Origin of the sequence: uncultured Pseudosulfitobacter sp. (genome assembly GCF_963976325.1) — a bacterium.
GTDB lineage: Bacteria > Pseudomonadota > Alphaproteobacteria > Rhodobacterales > Rhodobacteraceae > Pseudosulfitobacter.
In genome coordinates, this window is sequence record NZ_CAXBJW010000003.1 from 346293 (window position 1) to 369836 (window position 23544).

Consider the following 23544-nt stretch of genomic DNA (forward strand, 5'->3'; position numbering starts at 1 on the left):
CCGGTGGTCGCCCGCCAAAACGGTGGATTGCGATCAAAGCGGCCCGGAAAATCAGCACCTCATCGCGGGAATTCCCTTTGAACTGGCATCCACCGCGTGTTTACCCAGCCTACTCCTGGATCGCTTCGAGGTAATCGAGCAGGTTTGCAAAGTCCGTCTCCAGCACCTCACCATCTGCGCCTCCCTCTGGGTAAACATGGCGCAGCCCTACGGTCGAAAAATCGGGCATGGGAGAAGCAGGGTCGTCTTTTTCAAGGCGGCCCATGATGAACCGCCTGACAAACTCCCGCGGAAAGTATCCGTCATTGCGTTGTTTAAGCCCCGTTAGGTCCGGCGGTATGGTCCCCAAGGCCAATGATGCGGACCCCGCGCCTTCGCCGCCCGTGCCATGGCAGGCGGCGCATTCTTTTGCATAGATCCGCTGCCCCGCGCGAACAGCATCAGAATCCCCGACTGGTCCTTCGGTACAAGCTGACAATAGAACGCAGGATAAACCGGCAATGGCAGTCAGACGGTGTCGCATTGCATAAAGCCCCTTTATTGACTGTTCATTGTTATGCCTTGCTGGAAAGCCGGTCACCTGCGGTACAGCACCTGCCCAAAATCGGATTCGGTTAATGACAAAGCAGCACAGGCCGGTCGCGTTGTTCGATCAGGGTTTGGGTGGTGCCCCCGAAGACTGTTTCGCGCAGACGTGAATGGCCGTAGGCCCCCATGACAATCAGGTCTGCGGCAACTTCCCTGGCGCGCTTCAAGATCGCGGTTCCGATTTCATGACCGCTGCTTGGATACTGCTGCACCGCGACGGTGCAACCTTGATGGTTCAGCCATGCAGCCACGTCAGATCCGGGGTTTTCGCCATCTTGCGAAGCCGTCGATACCGGATCGAAAAGGGCAACTGTGACATCCTGCGCGGTGCGCAGCGCAGGAAGCGCCGCGCGGATCGCACGCGCTGCGGGAACACCGGCCTTCCACGCCACAAAGGCTGACTTGGGTTGCAGCGCCTCAGCCGTGCCCAATGTGTTCAGCATCACCCCGGCGGAGGACTCGAAAAGAGCTGTGTGAACGACTTCCTTGAACAGTTGCTCATCCGAGCGCAGATCGTCCCCGATGATAATGGTATCGCAGGTCAGGCCGGCATGGGCCACTGCGCTCCGCAAGCCCGAGACATCGCCGAAGACAGCCCGCACTTCGGCGCTTGCCCCCTGGTCGGCCAGATATTGAGAGATTTCGGCACGTTGCGCTTCCAAAGCGGTGTTTGCTTTATCCACGTCAGCCTGCCAGCCTTCGGGCAGCGAATAGGCGTTGAACTCACCCAGCCCCATGTAAAACACGGGGACAGGGGGCAACTTGCGCAACAACAATACGATCAAATGTATATTGTTTTCCAGCGATTGCTGGCTCAGGGCTTCCAGATCAGCGGGCTGGGCGTCAACTCCAAGAACAACTGATATCGTCGTATTCTTCATGGCCGCGTTCCTTTGTGCGTTTCGCTTAGTATGACGTGGCACAAAAGAAGCGCGTTGATCTGGATCAATAGCGGATGTCACTGCCTGATCGCGGTGCGGCACCTGACGCAGGCAATATGCAGGCCACGCTGAACACGCAGCCTGGCAAACCGGTTTTGGATGTCCCGGTTGGACCCATCATGTCGATCAACACCATGGGTGAAACCCGTCTATTTTCCGGCCTACCTGATTTGGGCGAGCCGACAGGCTGCACCCGTGTTGGCTGAGGATTAACTGCCCGGTCAGGCTCAGTCAAAGCGGTTCACGGGCAGCTTCAGATAATGGTTTCCGTCGTCCTCGGACGCCGGAAGCCGTCCGCCACGCAAGTTGATCTGCAACGCAGCAAGGATGCGGTCCGGCAAAGACAAGGTCGCATCGCGGCTCTGGCGACGCTCGATATAGTCCTCGCGCTTGGTGCCGTCCTTGACGTGGATGTTATTGGCCTTGTGGTCGTCGACGGTGGCTTCCCACATCGGCGCGTCACGCTCTTTCGTGCCATAGTCAGGCTTGCGGGGTCTCGCAATCCACCATGTCGCAGCAGCTCAAAAAGCTGAAAGAAGCCGGGCTGGTCGAGGGCCGACGCGTGCGGCAAACGATTTACTATAGCATTCAGGGGCATGAGGTTGCCGCTGTGCTGGAAACCCTGCACGCCCTTTACTGCGCGCGCGAAGGCTAAGATGCGCACCTGTGACCAGCCAGACGGCAATCTTGGACACCAAGACAGTTCAGCGGACCGCGGACTGCGGACTGCGAGGCCGTGAGTATCGAGGCGCTGTCAGATGTCATCTTCGATGGCCGCGGAAACGGGCATCCCCTTAAATCACCTTTGCCGACCGCAAGGCATCCAGCTTGTCTTGAGAATATCCCGCCGCGCGCAGCACTGCATCGGTGTCGGCCCCAAGCCGTTGGGGCATCAGCTCCGAGGTGCTGTTTTCGCCGTTGGCCTTAAAGCTCATGGTCGGGATGTGAATGCCCCCCTCATGACCGTCGACGTGGATTTCCCGGGTCAGCCCCCGCGCAGCGACCTGCGGCTCTGCCAGCATTTCATCCAGTCCGCGAATACGCCCCGCGGGAACAGCCGCAACGGCAAGGACATCTTCCCAATAGACGGCGGGCTTTGACAGGAACGTCTTTTCCAGCGTTTCGCGCAGGCTTTTCCAGTTCGCATGGCGCTCTGCGACAGTCGCCCATCGGGGATCTTGCAGAATGTCCTCTCGGCCGATGGCCATACACATGTTGCGGAACTGGGCGTCGTGGTTCGCGGCCAGCATCAGAATGCCATCCGCAGTCTCGAATGCACCCGACGAAGGACTGGCGCTCCACGCTTCGTTGCCGTTCTGGACCGGCGTCCAGCCGGTTGTCAGATGTGTGGTCATCAACGACGCCATAAGCGTCATCGCCGTATCCAGCATAGCCACATCCACCTGCACGGCAGTCTTCGTGCGATCAACTTCGCGCAGGGCTGCCATGATCGCCATGGCGGCGTTCATTCCCGTGGCATAGTCGATATAGGGCGCGCCCACCTTGACCGGACCGTCGCCGGGCTTTCCGGTGGTCAGCATGATGCCACACATGCCCTGTATCACGTGGTCATAGGCCGGCCGGTTGCTGAAGGGACCATCCTGACCGAACGCCGAAATTGAACAATAGACCAGCTTTGGGTTGATCGCGCGCAGCGCCTCGAACCCCAGCCCAAGCCGTTCCGCAACACCCGGCTTGAAGTTCTCCACAAAAACATCTGCATCCGCCATCAACTGACGCGCGACCGCCAGGCCCTCGGGTGTTTTCAGGTCCAGCGTGACAGACCTTTTGCCCGCGTTGTGCCCCAGAAACCCCAACGCCATGCGCCGCTCGGCCAATCCGGGCAAAGGGCCGCCCGTGCGTGTCCAGTCGCCTTCGCCGGGCTTTTCGATCTTGATGACCTCTGCGCCCATCAAGGCGAGTTGATAGGTGGCGTAAGGTCCCGCCAGAACCTGGCTGAGATCAATCACGCGAATGCCTTTTAATGGCTGGAACATGGTCTGCTTTACCTTGGTAACAATGTGAAAGAAGGGGCAGCTCGGGTCTTTCAAGCGACCCGAGCCGCGGTCGCGGCTGTACGTCGCTTATTGCGGTTCAATGCCGGCGTTCTGAAAGATCGCCTGGTTCTGCACGTAGCTTTCGCGAACCTCGGCGGCTGCGGCGTCCAGATCTTTATAGAGGATCGGGATATTTGCCGCCGACACGACCTTGGCAAAATCCGCGTCGGTTTCAGCGGCCATCAGGGCGGTGCTCAAACGTTCCAACGCCTCACGCGGGGTGCCTTTGGGCAGGATCAGTGTTGTACGCGAATCCATGCCCAGTGGATAACCTGCCTCGTTGATGGTTTCGACCTGGGGTGCCGACGGGTGACGGAACGTGGTCAGCGCGACGATGGATTTCAACTCGTCTGGATATTTGTAGTGAATGCCGCCGGACATAACCAAGGCCACCTGCTTGCCCAGAAGCGCGTTCATCATATCGCCACCGCCCTTAAGCGGCACGATGTTCACATCCAGCCCTTCCTTTTTGGCGATGACTTCCATGATCATGCGCGCCGTCGGGCTAAGTGATCCATAGCTGAAACCGGGGTTCTCTTTGGCCCAAGCGACGAATTCCGCAAGCGTATCGTAAGGCGCGTCTTTTTGCGTTGCCAACGACACCTGATAGGCGGTGATCATGCCCGCGTATTCGAAATCGTCCGGCGTGAACGTCACCCGCTTCATCATGAAAGGCTCTGTGTTGATCACGCTATTGGAATGAAACAGGATGGTATAGCCGTCCGGTTTTGCCTTCTTAAGCTCGTGCGCTGCCAGAATGCCGCCGCCGCCGGGTTTGTTGACGACATTGACCGGAACGCCAAGCTTGCCGGACAAAACTCTGGCCACGCCGCGGGCCACCAGATCAGTCTGCCCACCCGCTTTGTATCCCACCAGCATGGTCAGCGGGCGATCCGGGTACTCTTGCGCATGGGCCGCGTTTAGCCCGGTCAGCGCCATCAAGGCCACGGCTGCGACCCTTAAGAGTGTTCTTCGTTTGGTTGCGTACATCTGTTTTCCTCCCAGTTTTCAGATTTGCGATTGTTTGGTGGTGCCCCCGTCCAACGCGATCTTTTGCGCGGCAAGACGGCTGTTGGTCCGGTTGATCCAGAACACCGTGACGACGGTCAGCACGGCAAAGCCGATGGCAATCGGATGCGCCGGCAGACGCATGACGTCGTGATCCAGGATTTGCAGGGACTGGCGAAAGGTCAGTTCGAGATTGGGACCAATCACGAAACCGATCAGAAAGGTGACAAAGGAAAAGTCCAGCTTGCGCGCGAAATAGCCCAGCAGCGCAAAACCCAGCATGAGATAGATAGAAAACAGTGTGTTCGTGTCCATGTAGGCCCCGACACAACACAGGAACAGCACAACCGGGATGATCAGCCGGATTGGCACGCGGATAATCTGCGCGAAAATGCGTTGGCCAGTGTAGCCGACAATCAGCAAGATCAGGCTGGCGCAAAGCATCGCGGCATAGAGATCGGCGACCATCTGCGGCTGTTCTATGAACATCATCGGCCCCGGCGTAAGCCCGTGCAGGACCAGCGCAGAAATCAAAATGGCCGCGATCACGCTGCCCGGAATGCCCAGTGCAAACAGCGGCACAAAGCTTGCCGGGACCACCGCGTTGTCCGCGCTTTCGGCTGCGGCGACACCTTCGATCATGCCTGTGCCGAATTTTTCAGGCGTCTTCGAAGCCCGCTGTGTCGCCCCGTAAGACAGGAAGGACCCGACGCTGGCGCCCAAGCCCGGCAGAATGCCGACCACCGACCCGATCAGCGTGCCGCGCCCGATCACCGGCAGGCACCGGCGCCATTCGGCCAGCGTAACCCGCCGGTCATCCGGCGCGGAACTGTCGTTGATCTTTTCGGCCTCGCTGTCGATCCTGCGGGCATTTCCGGCCTGAATGACCATTTCGGAAATCGCCAGCATCCCGATCGCCATCGGCACCAGTGAAATGCCGTCATCCAGCTCCAGCAGGCCAAAGGTCATGCGCGGGATAAACGTTTCTGTTTCGATCCCGATGGTCGCGAAAAAGACGCCAAAGGCGGCAGCGATCAGCCCCTTGAGCATGGAACGCCCGGCAAGCCCTCCGATGAACGTCAACGAAAACAGCAAGATGGCGCACAACTCGACCGGACCGATCAAAAGCGCATAACGCGCCAGGGGTGCAGCCAGGGCGATTAGCACCAGCGTGGAAAGGAAATCACCAATGACCGAGGCGAACAGCCCCATTTTGAGCGCCTTTTGCGCCTTGCCCTGCCGCGCCAACGGATAACCATCAAGGGCCGTGGGCGCCGAGGACGGCTCTCCGGGTGTGTTCAGCAGGATGGCCGATACGGCACTGCCCGCCGCGCTGCCCTTGGCAATCCCGATCAGCAAAGCAATGGCTGCGACCGGCTGTAGGTAGAACGTCATGGGGATCGCCACGGCGACGCCGGTGGCCTTGCCCAACCCCGGCAGAGCGCCAAGGACATAGCCAAGGGTAACGCCGACGGTCACCCAGAACAAAGTGACCGGTGTCAGAACGTTTTGAAAGCCGACAAGAAGATGTTCCATGCCCCGGTCACACGATCGCGGTGCCGAGCACTTTGTAGAAAAGCACCCAGGTCGCCAGCAACAAGCCTGCGGGCATCAGAACCAGGATCAAAGGCCGGTGTTCCCCCAGCAAGACAAGGGTCCCTGCAATCAAAGCGATCCCCGCGCCAAGCGGCGTGCCAAGCCAGAACAAAACCAATGCGACGGCAAAGACCGCTGAAACCTTCAGCAACGCAATCATTTCGCTGCGCGAGAATACAACTTCGGGCAGCACTGTCGGCGCATCCGCCTGGCGCAGGCTTTTCACGATCAGCAGCACCGACAATCCGACGATGACGATCATCGCCAGATTGGGAACCAGCCGAGGCGAAACATATCCTGCCGGAGCCTGCTCGATCTGCATCGGGATCACAAATGCCAGCATCAACAGCCCGAAGACCGCCAGCACCATCCCTGAAATAAGGTCCGCTTTTTTCATCAAAGTCCTCCCGTGTGACAGCCTGCGCGCACAATCGACCGATCTGTCGCGCATCACTGTCATTGTTGCCAGCGCCACCTCCATGGCCCGGGCTCTCCCCTGCTTCTGGGGTAACGAAGCTCAGTTAAAAGGAGTAGCCGGAAGTTTCTTCAATGTGATAGAAATTTCTTATGACCAGCTCAGCCCCCCATCTCGACCGGCTTCGTTTGCGCCAGCTTCGTCTGCTTGAGCTGATCGACACCCATCGCTCCCTACGGGCGGTGGGCGAAGTGATGAACCTGACCCAACCGGCTGTTTCGCAGATGCTGAAGGATCTCGAATTTGCATTTGGTGTCACGCTGGTCGACCGTTCAGTCCGCGGCGCGATGCTCAGCCCGTTGGGACAGATCGCCTTGCAGCGGGCTCGTACGGGGCTGGCCATCTTTGACAACCTTGCGGCGGACCTGCACGCTGATCTGCCAACAGTTGTGCGTGTCGGAACCAATCCCGCCGTCATGCTGGATCTTGTGCCATCTGCCTTGCGCCACATGGAAGCACATCGCGCCAACATCCGCTTCCGCATCGAGGCCGGAACGGTCGGCAACATGATGTCCGGTCTGCTCAATGGTGATCTGGATTGCTATGTCGGGCGCGTAGACTGGACCGCAACGCCTGAGCAGATGGCCGAAACATTGCGGTACGCCCCCCTGACCGAGACCAGCCTTGTCGTGGCCTGCTCGGTTGATCATCCACTTGCGGGCCGCTCCAGTGTCTCTGCGGCAGAGTTGGCGCAATGGCCCTGGGCCTTGCCGTCCGGTGAAACGAACAACCGCCGCAGCATCGAAACAGCCTTTCGAAATTGTGGCATGCAAGCGCCGGTTCCAGTGGTCGAGGTTTCGGCCGATCCCACGTCACTTTTGCGCCTGACCCAAAGGATCGAGCTTCTGACCTGTCTGCCAAAGATCGTTTTGGATACCTATGCTGCCGAGGGTCGGATCGTACCGTTGGTCACCCCCGACCTTGATTTCCCACGCATCCAGACCTGTTTTGTCACCCTGCGGGAAAACGACACCCTGCAATCATTGCAGATGCTGCGCGAGGCATTGGTGCACGTCTGCATGAAAAGCCGAATCTAACGGCACAGCCGAAAGAAACTCAAGCCAAAGCACCACGACCACGAATGCCATGCAAACAAAAGAAAAAGGCCGCCCAAGGCGACCCATTCAAACTGTAGAAAATGTGGTAGTGGCGGACCAAGGAGGATTCGAACCCCCGACCCCTTGATTCGTAGTCAAGTACTCTATCCAGCTGAGCTATTGGTCCACTGGCGCGGGGTTTAGTCGGACTGGCGCGTGGGCGCAAGCCCATATCCGCGATTTATGTCAGGAAAATTACAACCGCCCCGAAACGCCTAAAGCGCACCGTCGCCTTTGGGCAGGCAGATCGAAAACGTCGACCCGTCCGGTCCGCTGTGCAGCAAGCTCAGCGTGCCGCCATGGCCGCGGATCAGTTCGTGGCTGATGGCCAGCCCCAACCCCGAGCCGCCCTTGCGCGTGCCCCCCTGGAAGGCCATGAACAAATGTTCGCGCGCCTTGGGCGGCAGGCCGGGGCCGGTGTCGGCCACTTCGATCCACCAGGCGTCGGCGTCCTCGCGGGCCGACACGGCGATTTCGCCGGGTTTGCCCGAAGCGACAATCGCCTGCCGCGCGTTGCGCACAAGGTTGGACAGCACGCGGTACAGCTGTTCGGGATCGGCGCGCAGGGTCAGCATGGCGGGGATGTCTTCGGCAAAGCTCAGATCATAGCTGTCCACCGCCAGCCGCTCGGCCTCGATCACGTCCGACACGGTCTCGGCCAGTTGCACCCGCGCCAGCGTCGGCCCCGGTTCCTCGGCCTTGCCAAAGGCCAGCGTGCTTTCGCACAGGTGTACGGCGCGGGTGATTGACCCCACCAGCTTGGGCGCCATCCGTTTGACCAGCGGATCGTCCGAGCCTTCGATCCGGTCCACGAACAATTGCGCCGACGTCAGGATATTGCGCAAATCATGGCTGATCTTGCTGACCGCCCCGCCCAGTTGCGCCAATCGCTCTTTCTGGCGCAGCGCCTGGGTCAGCTCGGTTTCCAGCGATTGCAGGGCGGTTTCGGCTTCGCGCAGCTCGCGGATGCCGGCCCCCGGCGTGATGATGCGCCGCGAATCTTCTGGGGCGGCGGCATAGTTCAACATGTGCCCCACCACCCGTTTGATCGGTTTGACCAGAAACACCCGCACCGCCAAAAACAACATCAGCGCCGTGATGACCGAGATCACCGCCGACAAAACCAGAATCCGTGCGCCATAGTCGATCATCGCCGTGCGCAGCGGCACCGCGTCCATCGTCACCTCGATCAGCAGGCCCGCATCGCGCACCGGCGCGCCGATCACCCGGATCACTTCCTGGTCCGCATCCACCAGCCGGACCAGCGCGTCCCGGATCAGCGTCATCGCCGTGGCATCGCGCAGGTCGAACGTGGCCGAGATCGGGTGCGGCATGGGCGACGACAGCATCAACTGGCGCACCTCGTCGCGGCGCAACACCACGTTGAACACGCCCGCGTTCTCCAGCAGTTCCTTTTCCAGATCGGGGTTCAGCATGTCGTCGGCCAGCAGCGCCAGCGACGCAATCTGCGCCCGTTCCAGGTGCGACAGCAGGTAGTCCTCGCGGAACCGCGCAATCGAGGGCACAAAAATCAATACCTCGGCCAGCATCACGAAGATGGTGGTCAGGATCAGAAATCGGCCGGACAGTGAATTCAACATTGTGCAATTACGGTGTCAGGGAATGAAGCGCTGGACAAGTCCGACGACGGTTTTGACCAGTGTACTGTCAAACAAACGTGGACTGAAATAGGCCCCTGCCGCGCGTTTGTTCACCTCGCCAATCGTCGGATAGGGCGACACCATGGCGGCGATCTGGCTCATCTTCATATTGTTGGCCAGCACCAGCGCCCACAGGTTGATATGCTCGCCCGCCTGATGGCCGACGATCGACGCGCCCACGGGCCGTCCCTTGACCACCATCACCTTGATGAACCCGCGCGCCTTGCGTTCGGCAATGGCGCGGTCGTTGTGGTGATAGTCGAACCGCACCACCTCCAGCTTGTCGCCATGGGTGTCGCGGGCCTGCGCTTCGGTCAGGCCGACCTGTGCCAGTTCGGGGTCGGTATATGTGGCCCATGGAATATGCGCGGTCTTGGCCTTGGACGGCAGCGCAAACAGCAGCGACCGGATGATGACGCCCGCATGATAGCCCGCCACATGGGTGAACTGCATCCCCCCCGCCACATCGCCGATGGCATAGACGCGGCGGTTGCTGGTGCGCAGGCTGTCGTCCACCTTGACCCCGCGCTTGGTGGTCTCGACCCCCGCGGCATCAAGGTTCAGCCGGTCGGTGTTGGTCTTGCGCCCCACCGCCATCAACAGATGCGAGCCGTGAAAGCTGCGCCCGTCTTCGGTTTCGATGGTAATATCACCGGCGCTGCCGCTGATGCGCGCCGCCTTGGCGTTTTCGGCAATCTCGACGCCTTCGTCCTTCAGCGTTTGCAGCACCACTTGCGCCAGCTCGGGGTCATCCTTGCCCAGCGCGGTGTCGCCTTCGATCACGGTGACCTTGCAGCCCAGTCGCACATGCGCCTGCGCCATCTCCATCCCGATGGGACCGCCGCCAACAATCAGCAGATGGTCGGGCCGGTCGCGCAGATCAAACAGGGTTTCATTGGTCATGAACGGCACCCCGTCCAGCCCGTCAATCGGCGGCACCAGCGGCGACGACCCCGTGGCGATCACGATCCGGCGCGCGGTGATTTCCACGTCGCCCGCCTGCACCGTGCGCGGGCCGGTAAAGCTGCCCCATTCACGGATCACCCGCACGCCCAGGCCCTCGAACCGCTCGACACTGTCCACCGGCGCGATCTGGGCAATCACATCGGCCACGTGGTCCATCACGGCGGCATAATCCACCGTGCCGGGCGCATCCGCCACCCCGAATTGCGCGCTGTGCCGCTGGCCATGGGCTGCCTTGGCCGCCGCAATCAGCGCCTTGGACGGCACGCAGCCGTAGTTCAGGCAATCCCCGCCCATCTTGTGCCCTTCCAACAGGGTCACATCCGCCCCCATCTGCACAGCCCCAGCCGCCACCGACAGCCCGCCAGAGCCTGCGCCGATAATCAATATGTCGGTTTTGATCTTCTTCATTTCAGGATGTCTTTCTTGCCGGTGACGGCTTTGTACAGAATGGGCAACAGCGCCAGCGCGACCAGCCCCAGCAGCGGAAACAGGATATGCGGTGCAAAGATAATGCCCAAATCCGGCGTTTCACCCCGCGCGAACACTTTGCCCAGACCCGCACCGACAGAGGTATAGACAACCGCACCCGGCATGATGCCGAAAAACGTCGACACAACAAAGCGGTACAGCGGCACCTGCATGAACGCAGGCACCAGGTTGGCCACGAAAAACGGCACCGCCGGCACCAGCCGGATCAGGAACAGCATCGACCACTGGTTCGCGTCGATCCCGTCCTTGATCCGTTTGACCACGCCCTTGCTGTTCTCCAGCTTGGCCCCCAATTGTGCGCCAAGACCGTGACGCGCCGCCAGAAAGATCAACGTGGCCCCGATGGTGGCCGCCGTGATATTGAACGCAGCCCCCAGAACGGTGCCAAACAGAAACCCGCCCGTCAGCGTCGCAATCGTCGCCCCCGGCAGCGAAAACGCCACGACCACCACATAAGCCGCGACAAACCCCAGCGCCGTCAGCACATAATGGTCATCCCGAAACGCCAGCAGCGCCGCGCGGTTGTCGCGCAGGGTGTCAAAGCTGAGGTAATCGCGCAGGGTAAACGCCCCCACCGCCGCCACCAGCAGAATCGCGATCAGCGGCAGGCGGCGCAGCAGCGCGGATGTTTGCGGTTCGGTCTGGTCTTGGGACATGGATCAAGCGGCCTTTGTCATTCGGTTGCGAAAGGTGTACCCTATAGGTACGGATCCGCCGACGGCTGTAACAGCCCGGTCACGCGCGGGTGATCGACGGTGACCACAAGACGTGGTTTTCCGGCACCTTGGCAGGGTTTTGAAACATTAAATCCGCCCCGACCGTGCGAATGTTGCATCTTGGGGCATGTTTTGTCCGTTTGAGGGTTTGACTTGGCCACGCACGGCGGTTAGAGCACGGGCCTTGAACATATTCCGGGCACAGCGATTCCGCGCAGCCCATCCGAAAAGACGGAGACGGAGCGATGAAACGCACCTTTCAACCAAGCAACCTCGTGCGCAAACGGCGCCACGGTTTCCGCTCGCGCATGGCGACAAAAGCAGGTCGCAAGATCCTGAATGCCCGTCGCGCACGCGGCCGGAAGTCGCTGAGCGCGTAAGCGCCCCGCGTCACGGTATCTAAATGACCCCGCCGGAGGCCCCCGCAGACAGCGTTCGCGCTGGATCGGACCAGCCTCGGGCGGGTTTGTCACGTTTGGCGTCCCTCAAAAGCGACCAGATCCTGAAGAACCGCGCCGATTTCCTGCGTGCGTCGCGTGGCCCCCGTGTGGTTACGCCGGGCTTTGTGCTGCAAATCCGCAATCGCGGCGATGATGCGCCCCTGCGCGTCGGCTTCACCTGTTCCAAAAAGGTCGGCAATGCCGTCGCCCGCAACCGGGCCAAGCGTCGCCTGCGCGAGATTGCGCGGCTGGAGCTGCCCGAACATGGGGCCAGCGGCACCGATTACGTGCTGATCGGCCGCCATCAGGTCACTGCCACCCGCGATTTCGAACAGATGCGCGCCGACCTGCGCGCCGCACTGGCCCCGAAATGACCCCGCTGGCCCATCTGGTCGCCCTGCCCGTGCGCGCCTATCGGTTGGTGTTCTCGCCCTGGGTCGGGTTCAACTGCCGCTATCAACCTACATGCAGCGCCTACGCCATGGAAGCGCTGGAAAAACACGGCGCCCTGCGCGGCAGCCTGCTGGCGGCGCGGCGCATCGGGCGGTGCCATCCGTGGGGTGGCGACGGCTATGACCCGGTCCCCGACCACAACCACACCCACGACTGATCCCACTGGCTTTGCCAACGGCATAAGAGTATCCAGAGCCCATGCGAGACGAGATTTCAGAAATTCACGCCCTGTTCGAAGGCGCCCCCGAAACCACCGAGTTTCGCAAGCTGCGCAAGCGCATCGTGCGCTATACCCGCGAGGCGATCGAACAATACGGCATGATCGAGCCGGGCGCGCACGACCCCGGCGCCAAGCGGCAGAAATGGCTGGTGTGCCTGTCGGGCGGCAAGGACAGCTATACCCTGCTGGCGGTCCTGCACGAACTGCAATGGCGCGGGTTGCTGCCCGTGGACCTGCTGGCGTGCAATCTGGATCAGGGGCAGCCGAACTTTCCCGCCACCGTGCTGCCCGAGTTCCTAGAACGCATGGGCGTGCCGCATCGCATCGAATATCAGGACACCTATAGCATTGTCGTTGACAAGGTGCCCGCAGGCCGCACGTTCTGTGCGCTGTGTTCGCGTCTGCGGCGCGGCAACCTGTACCGGATCGCCCGCGAGGAAGGGTGCAGCGCCGTGGTGCTGGGCCACCACCGCGACGATATTCTAGAGACATTTTTCATGAACCTGTTCCACGGCGGGCGTCTGGCGACGATGCCGCCCAAGCTGGTGAACGAAGAGGGCGATCTGTTCCTGTACCGCCCGCTGGCCCATGTGGCCGAGGCGGACTGCGAGAAGTTCGCCCGCGCGATGAACTATCCGATCATCCCCTGCGATCTGTGCGGCAGCCAGGATGGCCTGCAACGTCAACAGGTTAAACAGATTCTCGACGGCTGGGAGGCCAACAGCCCCGGGCGCCGTCAGGTGATGTTCCGCGCGCTGATGAACGCGCGGCCCTCGCATCTGCTGGACCCGAAACTGTTTGATTTCGCGGGCCTGATGCTGAATTCGGAAAAATTTGACGAAAATTCAGACGGCATTCCCGACCTGCGTTAACATCGCAGTCACGATCCCACCGCATTGTGCACATGCGCGGCACCCACTGCGTGTGTTTAGCGAGGGATTGTTATGGCCAACCGCACTTCACGATTTTTGACCCGACTGCGTGAAGACCTGCGTGTGGTGTTCTATGGCCCTCAAGCGCTGGCGTTTCTGTCGGCGGTGATGCTGGCCGCCTATTGGTGGGGCGGCGAAGCCATGTTTATCGGCATCGGGATTCTGGTGCCGATGCTGTTGCTGGCGCTGCATTCTGCGGGCGACAGCGGCGCGTCGGCCATGCGCGACGCCACCACCGGCGTCCTGCAACGCGCCCATTTCGACACGATGGTCGCGCGCATCTGGCAAACCGCCCATGAACAGCAGGTGTCGTCGGCCATGCTGATGCTGGAACTGGACGACTTTGAAAGCCTGATCAACCAACACGGGCAAACCGCGGCCGACACTGTTGCCGCGCGGGTCACGCAACGCATTGTCACCGCCCTGCGCGACGATGATGTGGTGACCCGAACGGGCGACGCCCGCTTTGCCATCTGCTGCGCCCCGTCATCGCGGTTCGACCTTGAAACGTGCATTCAACTGGCCAGCCGCATTCAGGTCGCCATTGAAGAACCGATCGCGGTGGATGGCACCACCGTGTATATGTCCTGTGCCGTGGGCTTTTGCCTGAACGCGCGCGCGCCCGGACCCGACAGCACCGCCTGGATGACCGCTGCGCGCACCGCCCTGGTCGAAGCCCGGCGGCGTGGCCCGTCAACGATCCGCGCCTTTTCTCACGAAATGCAAATGGCCACGACAGCCCGCACCGCCCTGCGCGAGGAAGCCGCCCTTGCCCTGGAAAGCGGCCATATCCAGCCATGGTATCAACCGCAGATTTCCACGAACACCGGCAAGGTTTCCGGCTTTGAGGCGCTGGCGCGCTGGGTGCATCCCGAACGCGGGGTCATTCCGCCGGCTGAATTCCTGCCCGCACTGGAAGCGGGCGGGCTGCTGGAACGGCTGTCCGAGGTGATGATGTATCACACCTTTACCGCGCTCAAGGCATGGGACGCCGCGGGCGAGCACGTACCGCAGGTGGGGGTGAACTTTTCGGGCAGCGAATTGCGCAATCCCCGTCTGGTGGAAAAAATCACGTGGGAGCTGGACCGCTTTGATCTGGCCCCCGACCGTCTCGCGGTCGAGGTGCTGGAAACGGTGGTGACCGCCGCCCCCGATGATGTGGTCTGTCGCAATCTGGGCGGATTGGGCAAATTGGGCTGCCGCATTGATCTGGACGATTTCGGCACCGGCAATGCCTCGATCGCCGCGATCCGGCGGTTTTCGGTGAGCCGGATCAAGATCGACCGCAGCTTTGTGATGAAATCCGACCGCGACCCCGAGCAACAGCGCATGATCAGCGCCATCCTGACCATGGCCGAACGGTTGCAGGTCGAAACGCTGGCTGAAGGGGTTGAAACGGTTGGGGAACACGCGTTGCTGGCGCAGTTGGGTTGCGACCACGTGCAGGGCTTTGGCATCTGCCGGCCCATCCCCTTTGAACAGACCCTGGCGTGGATACGCACCCACAATGCCAAGCTTGCGGATACGCCCGCGATCAGCGGCAGACGGGGCAACGCCTCGTAAGACACGTGCCCGCCTGCGCGGATAAGGCGCGGCAGGCAGGCGCCCGAAACCCCGAATCCGCTTGACCTTTGTGGCCCATCTCTGTTGAACCCTGCGTGATATACAAATTGCGCAGGTGCCTGTCCCTATGGACGATCAGAACAAGAACCTTATTCTTGCAACAGCTCTCAGCTTCGTCGTGATCCTTGTCTGGTTCGTGATGTTCCCGCCGCCGGAACCCGATCCGGCGTTGGACACTCCGACCGAACAGGTGCAGACCACCGACGGCACGGCAACCGTGCCCGCAGGGGCCGCGAACCAGCCCGACGCGGCCGCACCTGTAACCCAGGCGCCCGTCGAAGCCGTGGAAGCACCGCGCATCCAGATCGACACCGCCCGCCTGGACGGCTCGATCTCGCTGGCCGGGGGCCGTATCGACCAACTGCGCCTGAAAGACTATCACGTGACGATCGAGCCTGACTCTGACATCGTCACCATGCTGGCCCCCGTCGGATCGCCCGACGCCTATTACGCGCTACAAGGCTGGGCCCCCGCAGGCGACCTGCCCGCCGATGCGGTCCCCGGCCCGTCAACCGAGTGGACCCAAGTGGGCGCAGGCGCGCTGACCGTCGACACACCGATCACGCTGGAATGGGACAACGGCAACGGCCTGACCTTCCGCCGCGAGATTTCGGTGGATGGCGAATATATGTTCAACATCGTCCAGACCCTGAGCAACAACAGCGACACCGCCGTGCGCGCCGCGCCCTACGGCATGGTCGTGCGCCATGGCGAGCCATCGGGTCTGAAGAAATTCTTCATCCTGCACGAGGGCGCTGTGGCCATGGCCAACGGCGAGCTGTCGGAAACCAAATGGGACGAAATTCCCGATGCCGATGTCGACCCCGCATGGGGCCGCCCCGCCATCGTCACCAAGGACGTCACCGAAGGCTGGATCGGCTTTTCGGATCACTACTGGCAGACCATCCTTGTCCCCGAAGCCGGCACAACCTTTGACCAGGCGCTGACCTACGACCAGGCCGCCAACGTCTACCGCGCGGTCACCCGTTTGCCCACGCGCACGGTCGAGCCGGGCCAGACCATCACCAGTGACACCCAGATGTTCGCAGGCCCCAAGGAATGGGAAGTTCTGCAAGCCTATCAAAAGGCGGGCATCAACGGCTTTGTCGACAGCATCGACTGGGGCTGGTTCTTTTTCCTGACCAAGCCGATCTTCTGGCTGCTGCACGAGTTGCACAAGCTGATCGGCAACATGGGTCTGTCGATCATCACCCTGACCCTGATCATCAAGGCCGTGCTGTTCCCGCTGGCCTACAAATCCTACGTCTCGATGGCGCGCATGAAAGAATTGCAGCCCGAGATGGAGAAGATGAAAGCCGATGCCGGCGACGACCGCCAGAAGGTCCAGCAGGGCATGATGGAGCTGTACAAGAAGAACAAGGTGAACCCCGCCGCGGGCTGTCTGCCGATCCTGATGCAGATCCCGATCTTTTTCTCGCTCTACAAGGTGATTTTCGTCACGATCGAATTGCGCCACGCGCCGTTCTTTGGCCCCTTCCAGGATCTCAGCGCGCCTGACCCCACCTCGATCTATAACCTGTTCGGACTGCTGCCCTGGGCCGCACCCGATGCGGGCACGACGCTGGCGCTGATCTTCATCGGTATCCTGCCGCTGCTGCTGGGCATCTCGATGTTCCTGCAACAGAAACTGAACCCGGCCCCCACAGACGCCACGCAGCAGATGATCTTTGCGTGGATGCCTTGGGTGTTCATGTTCATGCTGGGCGGGTTTGCCAGCGGGCTGGTGGTCTACTGGATCGCGAACAACACGATCACGTTCACGCAACAGTACCTGATCATGCGCTCGCAGGGGTACACGCCCGACATCCTTGGCAACATCAAGGGCGGGTTCAAACGCACGCCCAAGGACGCCAAGAAATGATCACCGTCGCGGCCCTGTGGCGCCATCCCATCAAAAGCCACGGGCGCGAGGCGATCAAGACCGTCACGCTGGCCCCGGGGCAGACGATGCCTTGGGATCGCACCTGGGCCGTGACCCATGACAAGACCAAATTTGATGCGCAGGCCCCCGAATGGGTGGCCTGCCGCAACTTTATGCTGGGCACCCTGACGCCCAAACTGGCGGGCCTGTGGGCCAAGCTGGACGAGGACACGCGCACCGTCACGCTGACCCATGTCGATCTGGGCAGCCTGACGTTCCGCCCCGATGACCCGGACGACGTGCAACGGTTTATCGCCTGGGTCACGCCGCTGTGCCCCGCCGACCGCCCGATGCCCGACGGTATTGCAACCGTGCAGGGCCGTGGCCTGACCGACAGCGCCTTTCCGTCGATTTCCATCATGAACGCCGCGTCCCACGCCGCCGTGCAGGATGTGCTGGGCCAGCCGCTGGAAAAAGAACGCTGGCGCGGCAACATCTGGCTGGACGGGCTGGACACATGGGCCGAATTTGACTGGGTTGACCGCGACATCGCCATTGGCGACACCGTGCTGCACGCGCGCGAGCGGATCAAACGGTGTATGCACACCGCGGCAAACCCGCACAACGGTGTGCGCGATGCCGATACGTTGGGTGCGCTGCGCGGGCAGTTCGGCCATCAGGATTTCGGCATCTACGCCGAGGTGACCAAGGGCGGCGATATTTCTGTGGGCGACAAGGTCGAGGTGCTGTGATGCAAGTCAATTTCAAACTGGCGGAAGAGCCGGACGCACAGACCGCCGAAAAGGGCCGCCTGCTGTTCGCGGGCGAAACCGTATTCGTCAAAGGCGTGGTGGCCATGTCCGGCCTGCCCGATCCCGACCGTATGGAAGTGTGCTTTGCCGGCCGGTCGAACGTGGGCAAATCCAGCCTGATCAACGCGCTGACCGGCACCAAGGCGCTGGCGCGGGCATCGAACACGCCCGGCCGCACGCAAGAGATCAACTTTTTCACCGCCGGGGATGAGCTGTATCTGGTCGACCTTCCCGGCTATGGCTATGCCAACGCGCCCTTGCAGGTGGTCGAAAAATGGCAGCGGCTGCTGAAACAGTACCTTGGCGGGCGGCAGACCCTGCGCCGTGCCTTTGTGCTGGTGGATGCGCGCCACGGCATCAAGAAGGTCGATGACGAGATCATGTCCCTGCTGGACAGTTCCGCCGTGACTTTTCAGGTGATCCTGACCAAGGCCGACAAGGTCAAAGAGGCCGAGCGCGCAGCGATCATCGAACAGGTGCGCGGTGCGCTGGCCAAACACCCGGCCGCCTATCCCGAGATTGTCGTCACCAGCAGCGAAAAGGGCTGGGGCATCCCCACCTTGCGTGCGCTGATTTCCACGCTGGAATAACTTGAAGGTGCCGCAGCCTTTGTCGATAAAAGGGCCCGAGGGACGCATATGAGAAAGCAAGATATGAACCGCGACTGGATCGCCACAGCCCGTACACTCAGCCAGGCCTTGCCCTATATGCAGCGGTATTCCGGCGCGCGCGTGGTGATCAAGCTGGGCGGTCACGCCATGGGCAGCGACGAGGCGATGGCGACATTTGCCGCCGACGTGGTGCTGATGCGGCAGGTGGGCGTGAACCCGGTGATCGTCCACGGTGGCGGGCCGATGATTAACGCCATGCTGGAAAAGCTGGACATCAAGTCCGAATTTGTGAACGGCAAGCGGGTCACCGACAAGGCGACGATGGACGTGGTCGAAATGGTCCTGTCCGGTCTGGTCAACAAACGTATCGTGCAGGCGATCAATGCCCAGGGCGGCCGTGCCGTGGGCCTGTCGGGCAAGGATGCGAACCTGATCGAATGTGTGCCCACCGACCCCGCCCTGGGTCTCGTCGGCACGCCCAGCAAGATGGACCCGCGCATTCTGGAAACCCTGTTCGCACAGGAAATCATTCCGGTCATCGCGCCGCTGGGGTCCGGTGCCAATGGCGAGACGTTCAACATCAACGGCGACACGGCGGCGGGCGCCATTGCCGGCGCGCTCAAGGCCGACCGGCTGCTGTTGCTGACGGACGTGTCGGGCGTGAAGAACGCCGAGGGCGAGGTCGTGACCGAAATGACCGCAGCACAGATCCGCGAGATGACCGCCGACGGCACCATCGCGGGCGGCATGATCCCCAAGACCGAAACCGCGCTGGACGCCATCGCGTCGGGCGTGCGGGCGGTTGTCATTCTGGACGGGCGTGCGCCCAATGCCTGCCTGCTGGAGCTGTTCACTGACCACGGCGCGGGCAGCATCATTCGCCGCTGACCGCCTGCCCTGACGCTGATGTGACGCGCCGCCGCTTGGCAGGCGCGTCTCGGGCGGCTACCTACGTTGCATGGAACATGAAACCACCCTTCGCCTTGGCGTCTTTCTGGGCCTGTTCGCCCTGTTGGCGCTGGCCGAGGTGCTGATCCCCCGCCGTGCGCGCACGCAGGGCCGCGCGCGGCGTTGGGCGACCAACTGGGGTATCATCCTGGCCAGCACCGCCGCCCTGCGCCTGCTGGCGCTGGCCCTGCCCTTGCTGGCCGTGGGCGCGGCGGTGGATGCGACGGCCAATGGCTGGGGGCTGTTCAACATGCTGCACTGGCCCGCGTGGGTCGAGATTACGCTGGCGGTGCTGATCTTTGACCTGGCGATCTGGGCGCAGCATCTGGTGACGCACAAGGTGCCCCTGCTGTGGCGGTTGCACCGTGTGCACCACGCCGATGTCGACATGGACGTGACCACTGCCATCCGCTTTCACCCGCTGGAGATTGCGCTGTCGATGCTGCTGAAAATCGCGCTGGTCTATCTGATCGGCCCCGCAGCCCTGGCCGTGGTGCTGTTCGAGGTGATCCTGAACGGCACCGCCATGTTCAACCATTCCAACATCGCCCTGCCCGCGTGGGCCGACGCTGTGCTGCGCCGCGTGCTGGTGACCCCAGACATGCACCGCGTGCACCATTCGGTGGACCGTGCCGAACATGACAGCAACTACGGCTTTTCGCTGTCGCTCTGGGACCGGCTGTTCGGCACCTATATCGCCCAGCCGCAGGGCGGCCACGACGACATGCAGACCGGCCTGCAATGGCAGGACGACCGCCCGTCCCGCTTTGGCTGGTCGCTGACGCTGCCGTTCCTGCGCAAATGACCCTGCGCGCCATCTCTGACGCCTGTGCGCCGCACGGGATGATGGTCATGGGCGCCAGCGGGGGGCGCGTGCTGGTGGGCTGCGATGCGGGGTTCTGGGCGGTGTTCAGCGCCAGCCCCGAATACAGCGATGGCGCACCGCATCCCGTGGACCGCTGGTCGAAACGCATCATCGGCGCGATGGCAGAAACCTTTGGCGCCGCCACCGCCTTTCCGTCTGACGGGCCACCCTATGCGCCGTTTATCGCTTGGGCCATGGACACGGGTCGCTTTTTCCAAAGCCCTGTGGGCATGATGGTGCACGACACCGCAGGTTTGATGATCTCGATCCGGGGGGCGCTGATCTTTGACGGCATTCCCGACGTGCCACCGCCAGACGCAACCAGCCCCTGCGACACCTGCGCCGGCAAACCCTGCATCACGGCCTGCCCTGTCGGCGCGCTGTCAGACACGCCGCCCTATGACGTTCCGGCCTGCAAGGCGTTTCTGAACACCGATGCAGGCAACGACTGCATGATCAACGGCTGCAAGGTGCGCAATGCCTGCCCTGTCAGCCAACGCTTTGACCGCCCCGCTGCCCAATCACACTTTCATATGAAGGCCTTTCACCCGACATGACCTGCACCCTGATCCTGATGCGCCATGCCAAATCCGACTGGAACCTTGCCACCCTGAACGACCACGACCGCCCGCTGAACGCACGCGGGCGCGACGGGGCGCGGGCCATGGGCCACTGGCTGCGGACAGGGGGGCATGTGCCTGACGCGGCGCTGGTGTCCTCGGCCACGCGCACGGTCGAAACCTATGACAGGCTGGGGTTTGACACACCCGCGACGGTCACGCGCGAACTGTACCTGCAAGACCCCGATGCGATGCTGGGCATCTTGCGCAAGGCAACCGCGCCAACGGTCCTGATGTTGGGCCACAACCCCGGCATCGGAGAAATGGCGTGGCACCTGTGCGCCACGCGGCCCGACCATGTGCGGTTTGCCGACTATCCCACCTGTGCCACGCTGGTGGTGCGGTTTGATGTGGATGGCTGGAACGACATCGGCTGGCACAAAGGCCAGCCGATGGATTTCGCAATTCCCAGCGATGTGATGTAGGCCGCGCCCACAGGCGCGACGCTGTTAGTGACCCAGAATCTGGCTAAGGAACAACTGCGTCCGCGGCGACTGCGGGTTGTTAAAGAACTCTTCGGGTTCGTTCTGTTCGACGATCTGGCCCTGATCCATAAAGATCACGCGGTTCGCCACCTGACGGGCAAAGCCCATCTCGTGGGTGACGCACAGCATGGTCATGCCTTCTTCGGCCAGCTCGATCATGGTGTCCAGAACCTCTTTGATCATCTCGGGGTCCAGCGCCGATGTGGGTTCGTCGAACAGCATGATGCGCGGACGCATGCACAAGCTGCGCGCGATGGCCACACGCTGTTGCTGACCGCCCGACAACTGGCCGGGGTATTTGTCGGCCTGATCGGGGATCTTCACCTTTTCCAGGAAATGCATCGCCGTTTCTTCGGCCTCGCGCTTGGGCGTCTTGCGCACCCAGATCGGGGCCAGCGTGCAGTTTTCCAGAATGGTCAGATGCGGGAACAGGTTAAAGTGCTGAAAGCACATGCCAACCTCGGACCGGATCTTGTCGATGTTTTTCAGATCCGAAGACAACAGCGTGCCGTCGACTTCGATCGTGCCCTTCTGGTGCTCTTCCAGCGCGTTGATGCAGCGAATCAGCGTCGATTTCCCCGAACCTGACGGCCCGCAGATCACGATGCGTTCGCCCCGGTTCACCGTCAGGTCGATGTCGCGCAGCACGTGGAACGTGCCATACCATTTGTTCATCTTGTGGATGGAAATGGCCACCTCGTCCGAGACAGTCATTTGGGTGGGCGATTTTACGGCTTCAGTCATGTCTGAACCTCTCTCTTAACGGTGGTCTGTCGCAAGACGGCGTTCCAGCCACTGCGAATATTGCGAAATGCCGTAGCAGACGACAAAGAACAGCAAGGCGGCAAAGCCCAACAGCTCCCAGTAGACGCCGTTCCAGTCGGTTGAAGCCAGGATCGGCCCGCGGATCATGCCGACCAGGTCGAACAAGGAAATCACCGAAACCAGCGTGGTGTCCTTGAACAGGCCCACCGCGATGTTGACGATGCCGGGGATCGAGATTTTCAAAGCCTGCGGCAGGATGATCAGGCGCATGGCCTGCGCGTAATCCAGCCCCAGACTGTCGGCTGCCTCGTATTGCCCCTTGGGCAGGGCTGCAAGACCACCACGGATCACCTCGGCGATATAGGCCGACGAGAACATGGTCATCATGATGACCACCCGCAGGAACAGATCAACAGTCGATTCAGGCGGGAAGAAATAGGCCAGCATCACGCTTGCCACGAACAGCAGGGTGATCAGCGGCACACCGCGAATGAATTCGATGAACACCACGCTGACCCATTTGATCAGCGGCATCGACGATTGCCGCCCCAGTGCCAGCGCGATGCCGATGGGCACCGACAGCGACACACAGGTCACCCCCAGCATAAAGTTCAGCATGAAGCCGCCCAGATCACGGCTTGCCACCGCGCTCAGCATCGACGTGGGGCCGCTGGTGGCATCCACGATATAGCCGCCCACAAACCACACGACCGCTGCCGCCGCGATACCGCCAAAGAAACCGCCGGCAAAGCTTTGGGTGACCAGACGGGCATAGACAAGATAGCCAACGGCAACGCCCAATAGCGCCACCACGGGAACAAGGATCGGACCGCCCCAGATCAGCCAGTAGGCCAGAAACGGAAAGATCGCGGTAAAGCCCAACAGCTTGCGCGGCAGATCAAAGAACAGCACAGGCGCGATTGCGACAAAGAACAGCACAAAGGCCAGCGTCGGACGCCAGTATTGGTCGGAGGGGTATTTGAAACCGAACAGCAACTGGTTCCAGCGGTCGACAAGAACGGCGAAACAGCCGCCTGTCTGACCGCCCAGAATTTCGCGGCACTCAGAAAGGCTGCCCGCATTCCACACACCATTCAGCAGCCACGGCAGGACCCCCGACAGCACCAGGTAGATCACGTAAAGCGACACCAGCGTCAGGATGGCGTTGGCAGGCGTGGCAAACAGGTTCTCGCGGCCCCATTTGTAGATGCCCCGTTCGGCCACAGGCGGCTCCGCCTGCGGCAAGGTAGTTTCACGCACGAAGCGGATGGATTCTGCATGTGTATCCGACATG

25 protein-coding genes, 1 tRNA gene and 1 pseudogene are annotated in these 23544 nt (G+C 61.6%); 14 read left to right on the forward strand and 13 right to left on the reverse strand.

The genetic code is table 11. The features are described from left to right. Nucleotides 1–109: 109 nt before the first annotated feature. From AAC077_RS12790 to AAC077_RS12800, 3 genes are all read right to left on the reverse strand, one after another. On the reverse strand, nt 110–523 hold the full coding sequence (locus tag AAC077_RS12790; protein WP_339770165.1) for a c-type cytochrome: 414 nt from the start codon (nt 521–523) through the stop codon (nt 110–112). 91 nt (nt 524–614) lie between these two features. Continuing rightward, nucleotides 615–1469, reverse strand: a complete 855-nt coding sequence (locus AAC077_RS12795; RefSeq protein ID WP_339770167.1) for a universal stress protein — start codon at nt 1467–1469, stop codon at nt 615–617. 287 nt (nt 1470–1756) lie between these two features. Beyond that, nucleotides 1757–1981: a hypothetical protein gene (locus AAC077_RS12800; protein ID WP_339770169.1), complete on the reverse strand. Its 225-nt coding sequence runs from the start codon at nt 1979–1981 to the stop codon at nt 1757–1759. A 40-nt stretch (nt 1982–2021) separates the two neighbouring features. Between AAC077_RS12800 and AAC077_RS12805 the strand changes: the two are divergent. Further along, nucleotides 2022–2184: pseudogene (locus AAC077_RS12805) on the forward strand (ArsR family transcriptional regulator); the annotation flags it as partial. A 139-nt stretch (nt 2185–2323) separates the two neighbouring features. Here the strand turns inward: AAC077_RS12805 and AAC077_RS12810 are convergent. The 4 genes from AAC077_RS12810 to AAC077_RS12825 form a co-directional block, all read right to left on the reverse strand. After that, complete coding sequence (locus AAC077_RS12810) at nt 2324–3526, reverse strand: CoA transferase (RefSeq protein WP_339770171.1); 1203 nt, start codon at nt 3524–3526, stop codon at nt 2324–2326. 87 nt (nt 3527–3613) lie between these two features. Further along, nucleotides 3614–4525: a tripartite tricarboxylate transporter substrate binding protein gene (locus AAC077_RS12815; protein ID WP_339770302.1), complete on the reverse strand. Its 912-nt coding sequence runs from the start codon at nt 4523–4525 to the stop codon at nt 3614–3616. A 69-nt stretch (nt 4526–4594) separates the two neighbouring features. Next, nucleotides 4595–6130, reverse strand: coding sequence for a tripartite tricarboxylate transporter permease (locus AAC077_RS12820; RefSeq protein ID WP_339770173.1), 1536 nt, complete (start codon nt 6128–6130; stop codon nt 4595–4597). A 7-nt stretch (nt 6131–6137) separates the two neighbouring features. Next, on the reverse strand, nt 6138–6671 hold the full coding sequence (locus AAC077_RS12825; protein ID WP_339770175.1) for a tripartite tricarboxylate transporter TctB family protein: 534 nt from the start codon (nt 6669–6671) through the stop codon (nt 6138–6140). An 86-nt stretch (nt 6672–6757) separates the two neighbouring features. Here AAC077_RS12825 and AAC077_RS12830 point away from each other — a divergent pair, with 86 nt between their 5' ends. Further along, a complete protein-coding gene (locus AAC077_RS12830) occupies nt 6758–7702 on the forward strand; it encodes a LysR family transcriptional regulator (protein ID WP_339770177.1) in 945 nt (314 codons plus the stop codon). Between the two features lie 110 nt (nt 7703–7812). On the opposite strand, the gene AAC077_RS12835 is transcribed toward AAC077_RS12830, so the two are convergent. The 4 genes from AAC077_RS12835 to AAC077_RS12850 form a co-directional block, all read right to left on the reverse strand. Next, a tRNA-Arg gene (locus AAC077_RS12835) sits at nt 7813–7889 on the reverse strand. Nucleotides 7890–7977: 88 nt separating this feature from the next. Beyond that, nucleotides 7978–9363, reverse strand: a complete 1386-nt coding sequence (locus tag AAC077_RS12840; RefSeq protein ID WP_339770179.1) for a HAMP domain-containing sensor histidine kinase — start codon at nt 9361–9363, stop codon at nt 7978–7980. A gap of 15 nt (nt 9364–9378) precedes the next feature. Beyond that, complete coding sequence (locus AAC077_RS12845; RefSeq protein ID WP_339770181.1) at nt 9379–10797, reverse strand: FAD-dependent oxidoreductase; 1419 nt, start codon at nt 10795–10797, stop codon at nt 9379–9381. Then, the gene (locus tag AAC077_RS12850) at nt 10794–11534 is read right to left on the reverse strand and encodes a TVP38/TMEM64 family protein (RefSeq protein ID WP_339770183.1); all 741 of its coding nucleotides are present in this window, start codon (nt 11532–11534) and stop codon (nt 10794–10796) included. Before AAC077_RS12850 ends, AAC077_RS12845 begins: the two co-directional genes overlap by 4 nt. A gap of 305 nt (nt 11535–11839) precedes the next feature. Here AAC077_RS12850 and rpmH point away from each other — a divergent pair, with 305 nt between their 5' ends. The 12 genes from rpmH (at nt 11840) to AAC077_RS12910 (ending at nt 21425) form a co-directional block, all read left to right on the forward strand. Beyond that, nucleotides 11840–11974 carry a 50S ribosomal protein L34 gene (gene rpmH / locus AAC077_RS12855; protein ID WP_072775959.1) on the forward strand — a complete coding sequence of 45 codons (135 nt, stop codon included), beginning with the start codon at nt 11840–11842 and terminating at the stop codon, nt 11972–11974. A 95-nt stretch (nt 11975–12069) separates the two neighbouring features. Then, nucleotides 12070–12408, forward strand: coding sequence for a ribonuclease P protein component (rnpA, locus tag AAC077_RS12860; protein ID WP_339770189.1), 339 nt, complete (start codon nt 12070–12072; stop codon nt 12406–12408). Next, complete coding sequence (gene yidD / locus AAC077_RS12865) at nt 12405–12644, forward strand: membrane protein insertion efficiency factor YidD (protein WP_339770191.1); 240 nt, start codon at nt 12405–12407, stop codon at nt 12642–12644. The genes rnpA and yidD overlap by 4 nt, the downstream gene beginning before the upstream one ends. Nucleotides 12645–12685: 41 nt before the next feature. Continuing rightward, the gene (ttcA, locus tag AAC077_RS12870) at nt 12686–13579 is read left to right on the forward strand and encodes a tRNA 2-thiocytidine(32) synthetase TtcA (protein WP_339770193.1); all 894 of its coding nucleotides are present in this window, start codon (nt 12686–12688) and stop codon (nt 13577–13579) included. Between the two features lie 72 nt (nt 13580–13651). Next, complete coding sequence (locus AAC077_RS12875; RefSeq protein WP_339770195.1) at nt 13652–15202, forward strand: phosphodiesterase; 1551 nt, start codon at nt 13652–13654, stop codon at nt 15200–15202. Nucleotides 15203–15329: 127 nt separating this feature from the next. Then, on the forward strand, nt 15330–17144 hold the full coding sequence (yidC, locus tag AAC077_RS12880) for a membrane protein insertase YidC (protein ID WP_339770197.1): 1815 nt from the start codon (nt 15330–15332) through the stop codon (nt 17142–17144). After that, the gene (locus tag AAC077_RS12885; protein WP_339770199.1) at nt 17141–17896 is read left to right on the forward strand and encodes an MOSC domain-containing protein; all 756 of its coding nucleotides are present in this window, start codon (nt 17141–17143) and stop codon (nt 17894–17896) included. The genes yidC and AAC077_RS12885 overlap by 4 nt, the downstream gene beginning before the upstream one ends. Further along, nucleotides 17896–18546, forward strand: coding sequence for a ribosome biogenesis GTP-binding protein YihA/YsxC (gene yihA / locus AAC077_RS12890; RefSeq protein WP_339770200.1), 651 nt, complete (start codon nt 17896–17898; stop codon nt 18544–18546). The genes AAC077_RS12885 and yihA overlap by 1 nt, the downstream gene beginning before the upstream one ends. Before the next feature lie 48 nt (nt 18547–18594). Further along, nucleotides 18595–19455 carry an acetylglutamate kinase gene (gene argB / locus AAC077_RS12895; RefSeq protein WP_339770202.1) on the forward strand — a complete coding sequence of 287 codons (861 nt, stop codon included), beginning with the start codon at nt 18595–18597 and terminating at the stop codon, nt 19453–19455. Between the two features lie 70 nt (nt 19456–19525). Beyond that, nucleotides 19526–20320, forward strand: a complete 795-nt coding sequence (locus tag AAC077_RS12900) for a sterol desaturase family protein (RefSeq protein ID WP_339770204.1) — start codon at nt 19526–19528, stop codon at nt 20318–20320. Beyond that, nucleotides 20317–20937: a ferredoxin gene (locus AAC077_RS12905; RefSeq protein WP_339770206.1), complete on the forward strand. Its 621-nt coding sequence runs from the start codon at nt 20317–20319 to the stop codon at nt 20935–20937. Before AAC077_RS12900 ends, AAC077_RS12905 begins: the two co-directional genes overlap by 4 nt. Beyond that, the gene (locus AAC077_RS12910) at nt 20934–21425 is read left to right on the forward strand and encodes a histidine phosphatase family protein (RefSeq protein WP_339770208.1); all 492 of its coding nucleotides are present in this window, start codon (nt 20934–20936) and stop codon (nt 21423–21425) included. The genes AAC077_RS12905 and AAC077_RS12910 overlap by 4 nt, the downstream gene beginning before the upstream one ends. Before the next feature lie 24 nt (nt 21426–21449). Here AAC077_RS12910 and AAC077_RS12915 read toward each other — a convergent pair whose 3' ends face one another. Both AAC077_RS12915 and AAC077_RS12920 read right to left on the reverse strand, forming a co-directional pair. Next, nucleotides 21450–22229, reverse strand: coding sequence for an amino acid ABC transporter ATP-binding protein (locus tag AAC077_RS12915; RefSeq protein WP_339770210.1), 780 nt, complete (start codon nt 22227–22229; stop codon nt 21450–21452). A 15-nt stretch (nt 22230–22244) separates the two neighbouring features. Beyond that, a complete protein-coding gene (locus AAC077_RS12920; protein WP_339770213.1) occupies nt 22245–23543 on the reverse strand; it encodes an amino acid ABC transporter permease in 1299 nt (432 codons plus the stop codon). Nucleotide 23544 lies beyond the last annotated feature (1 nt).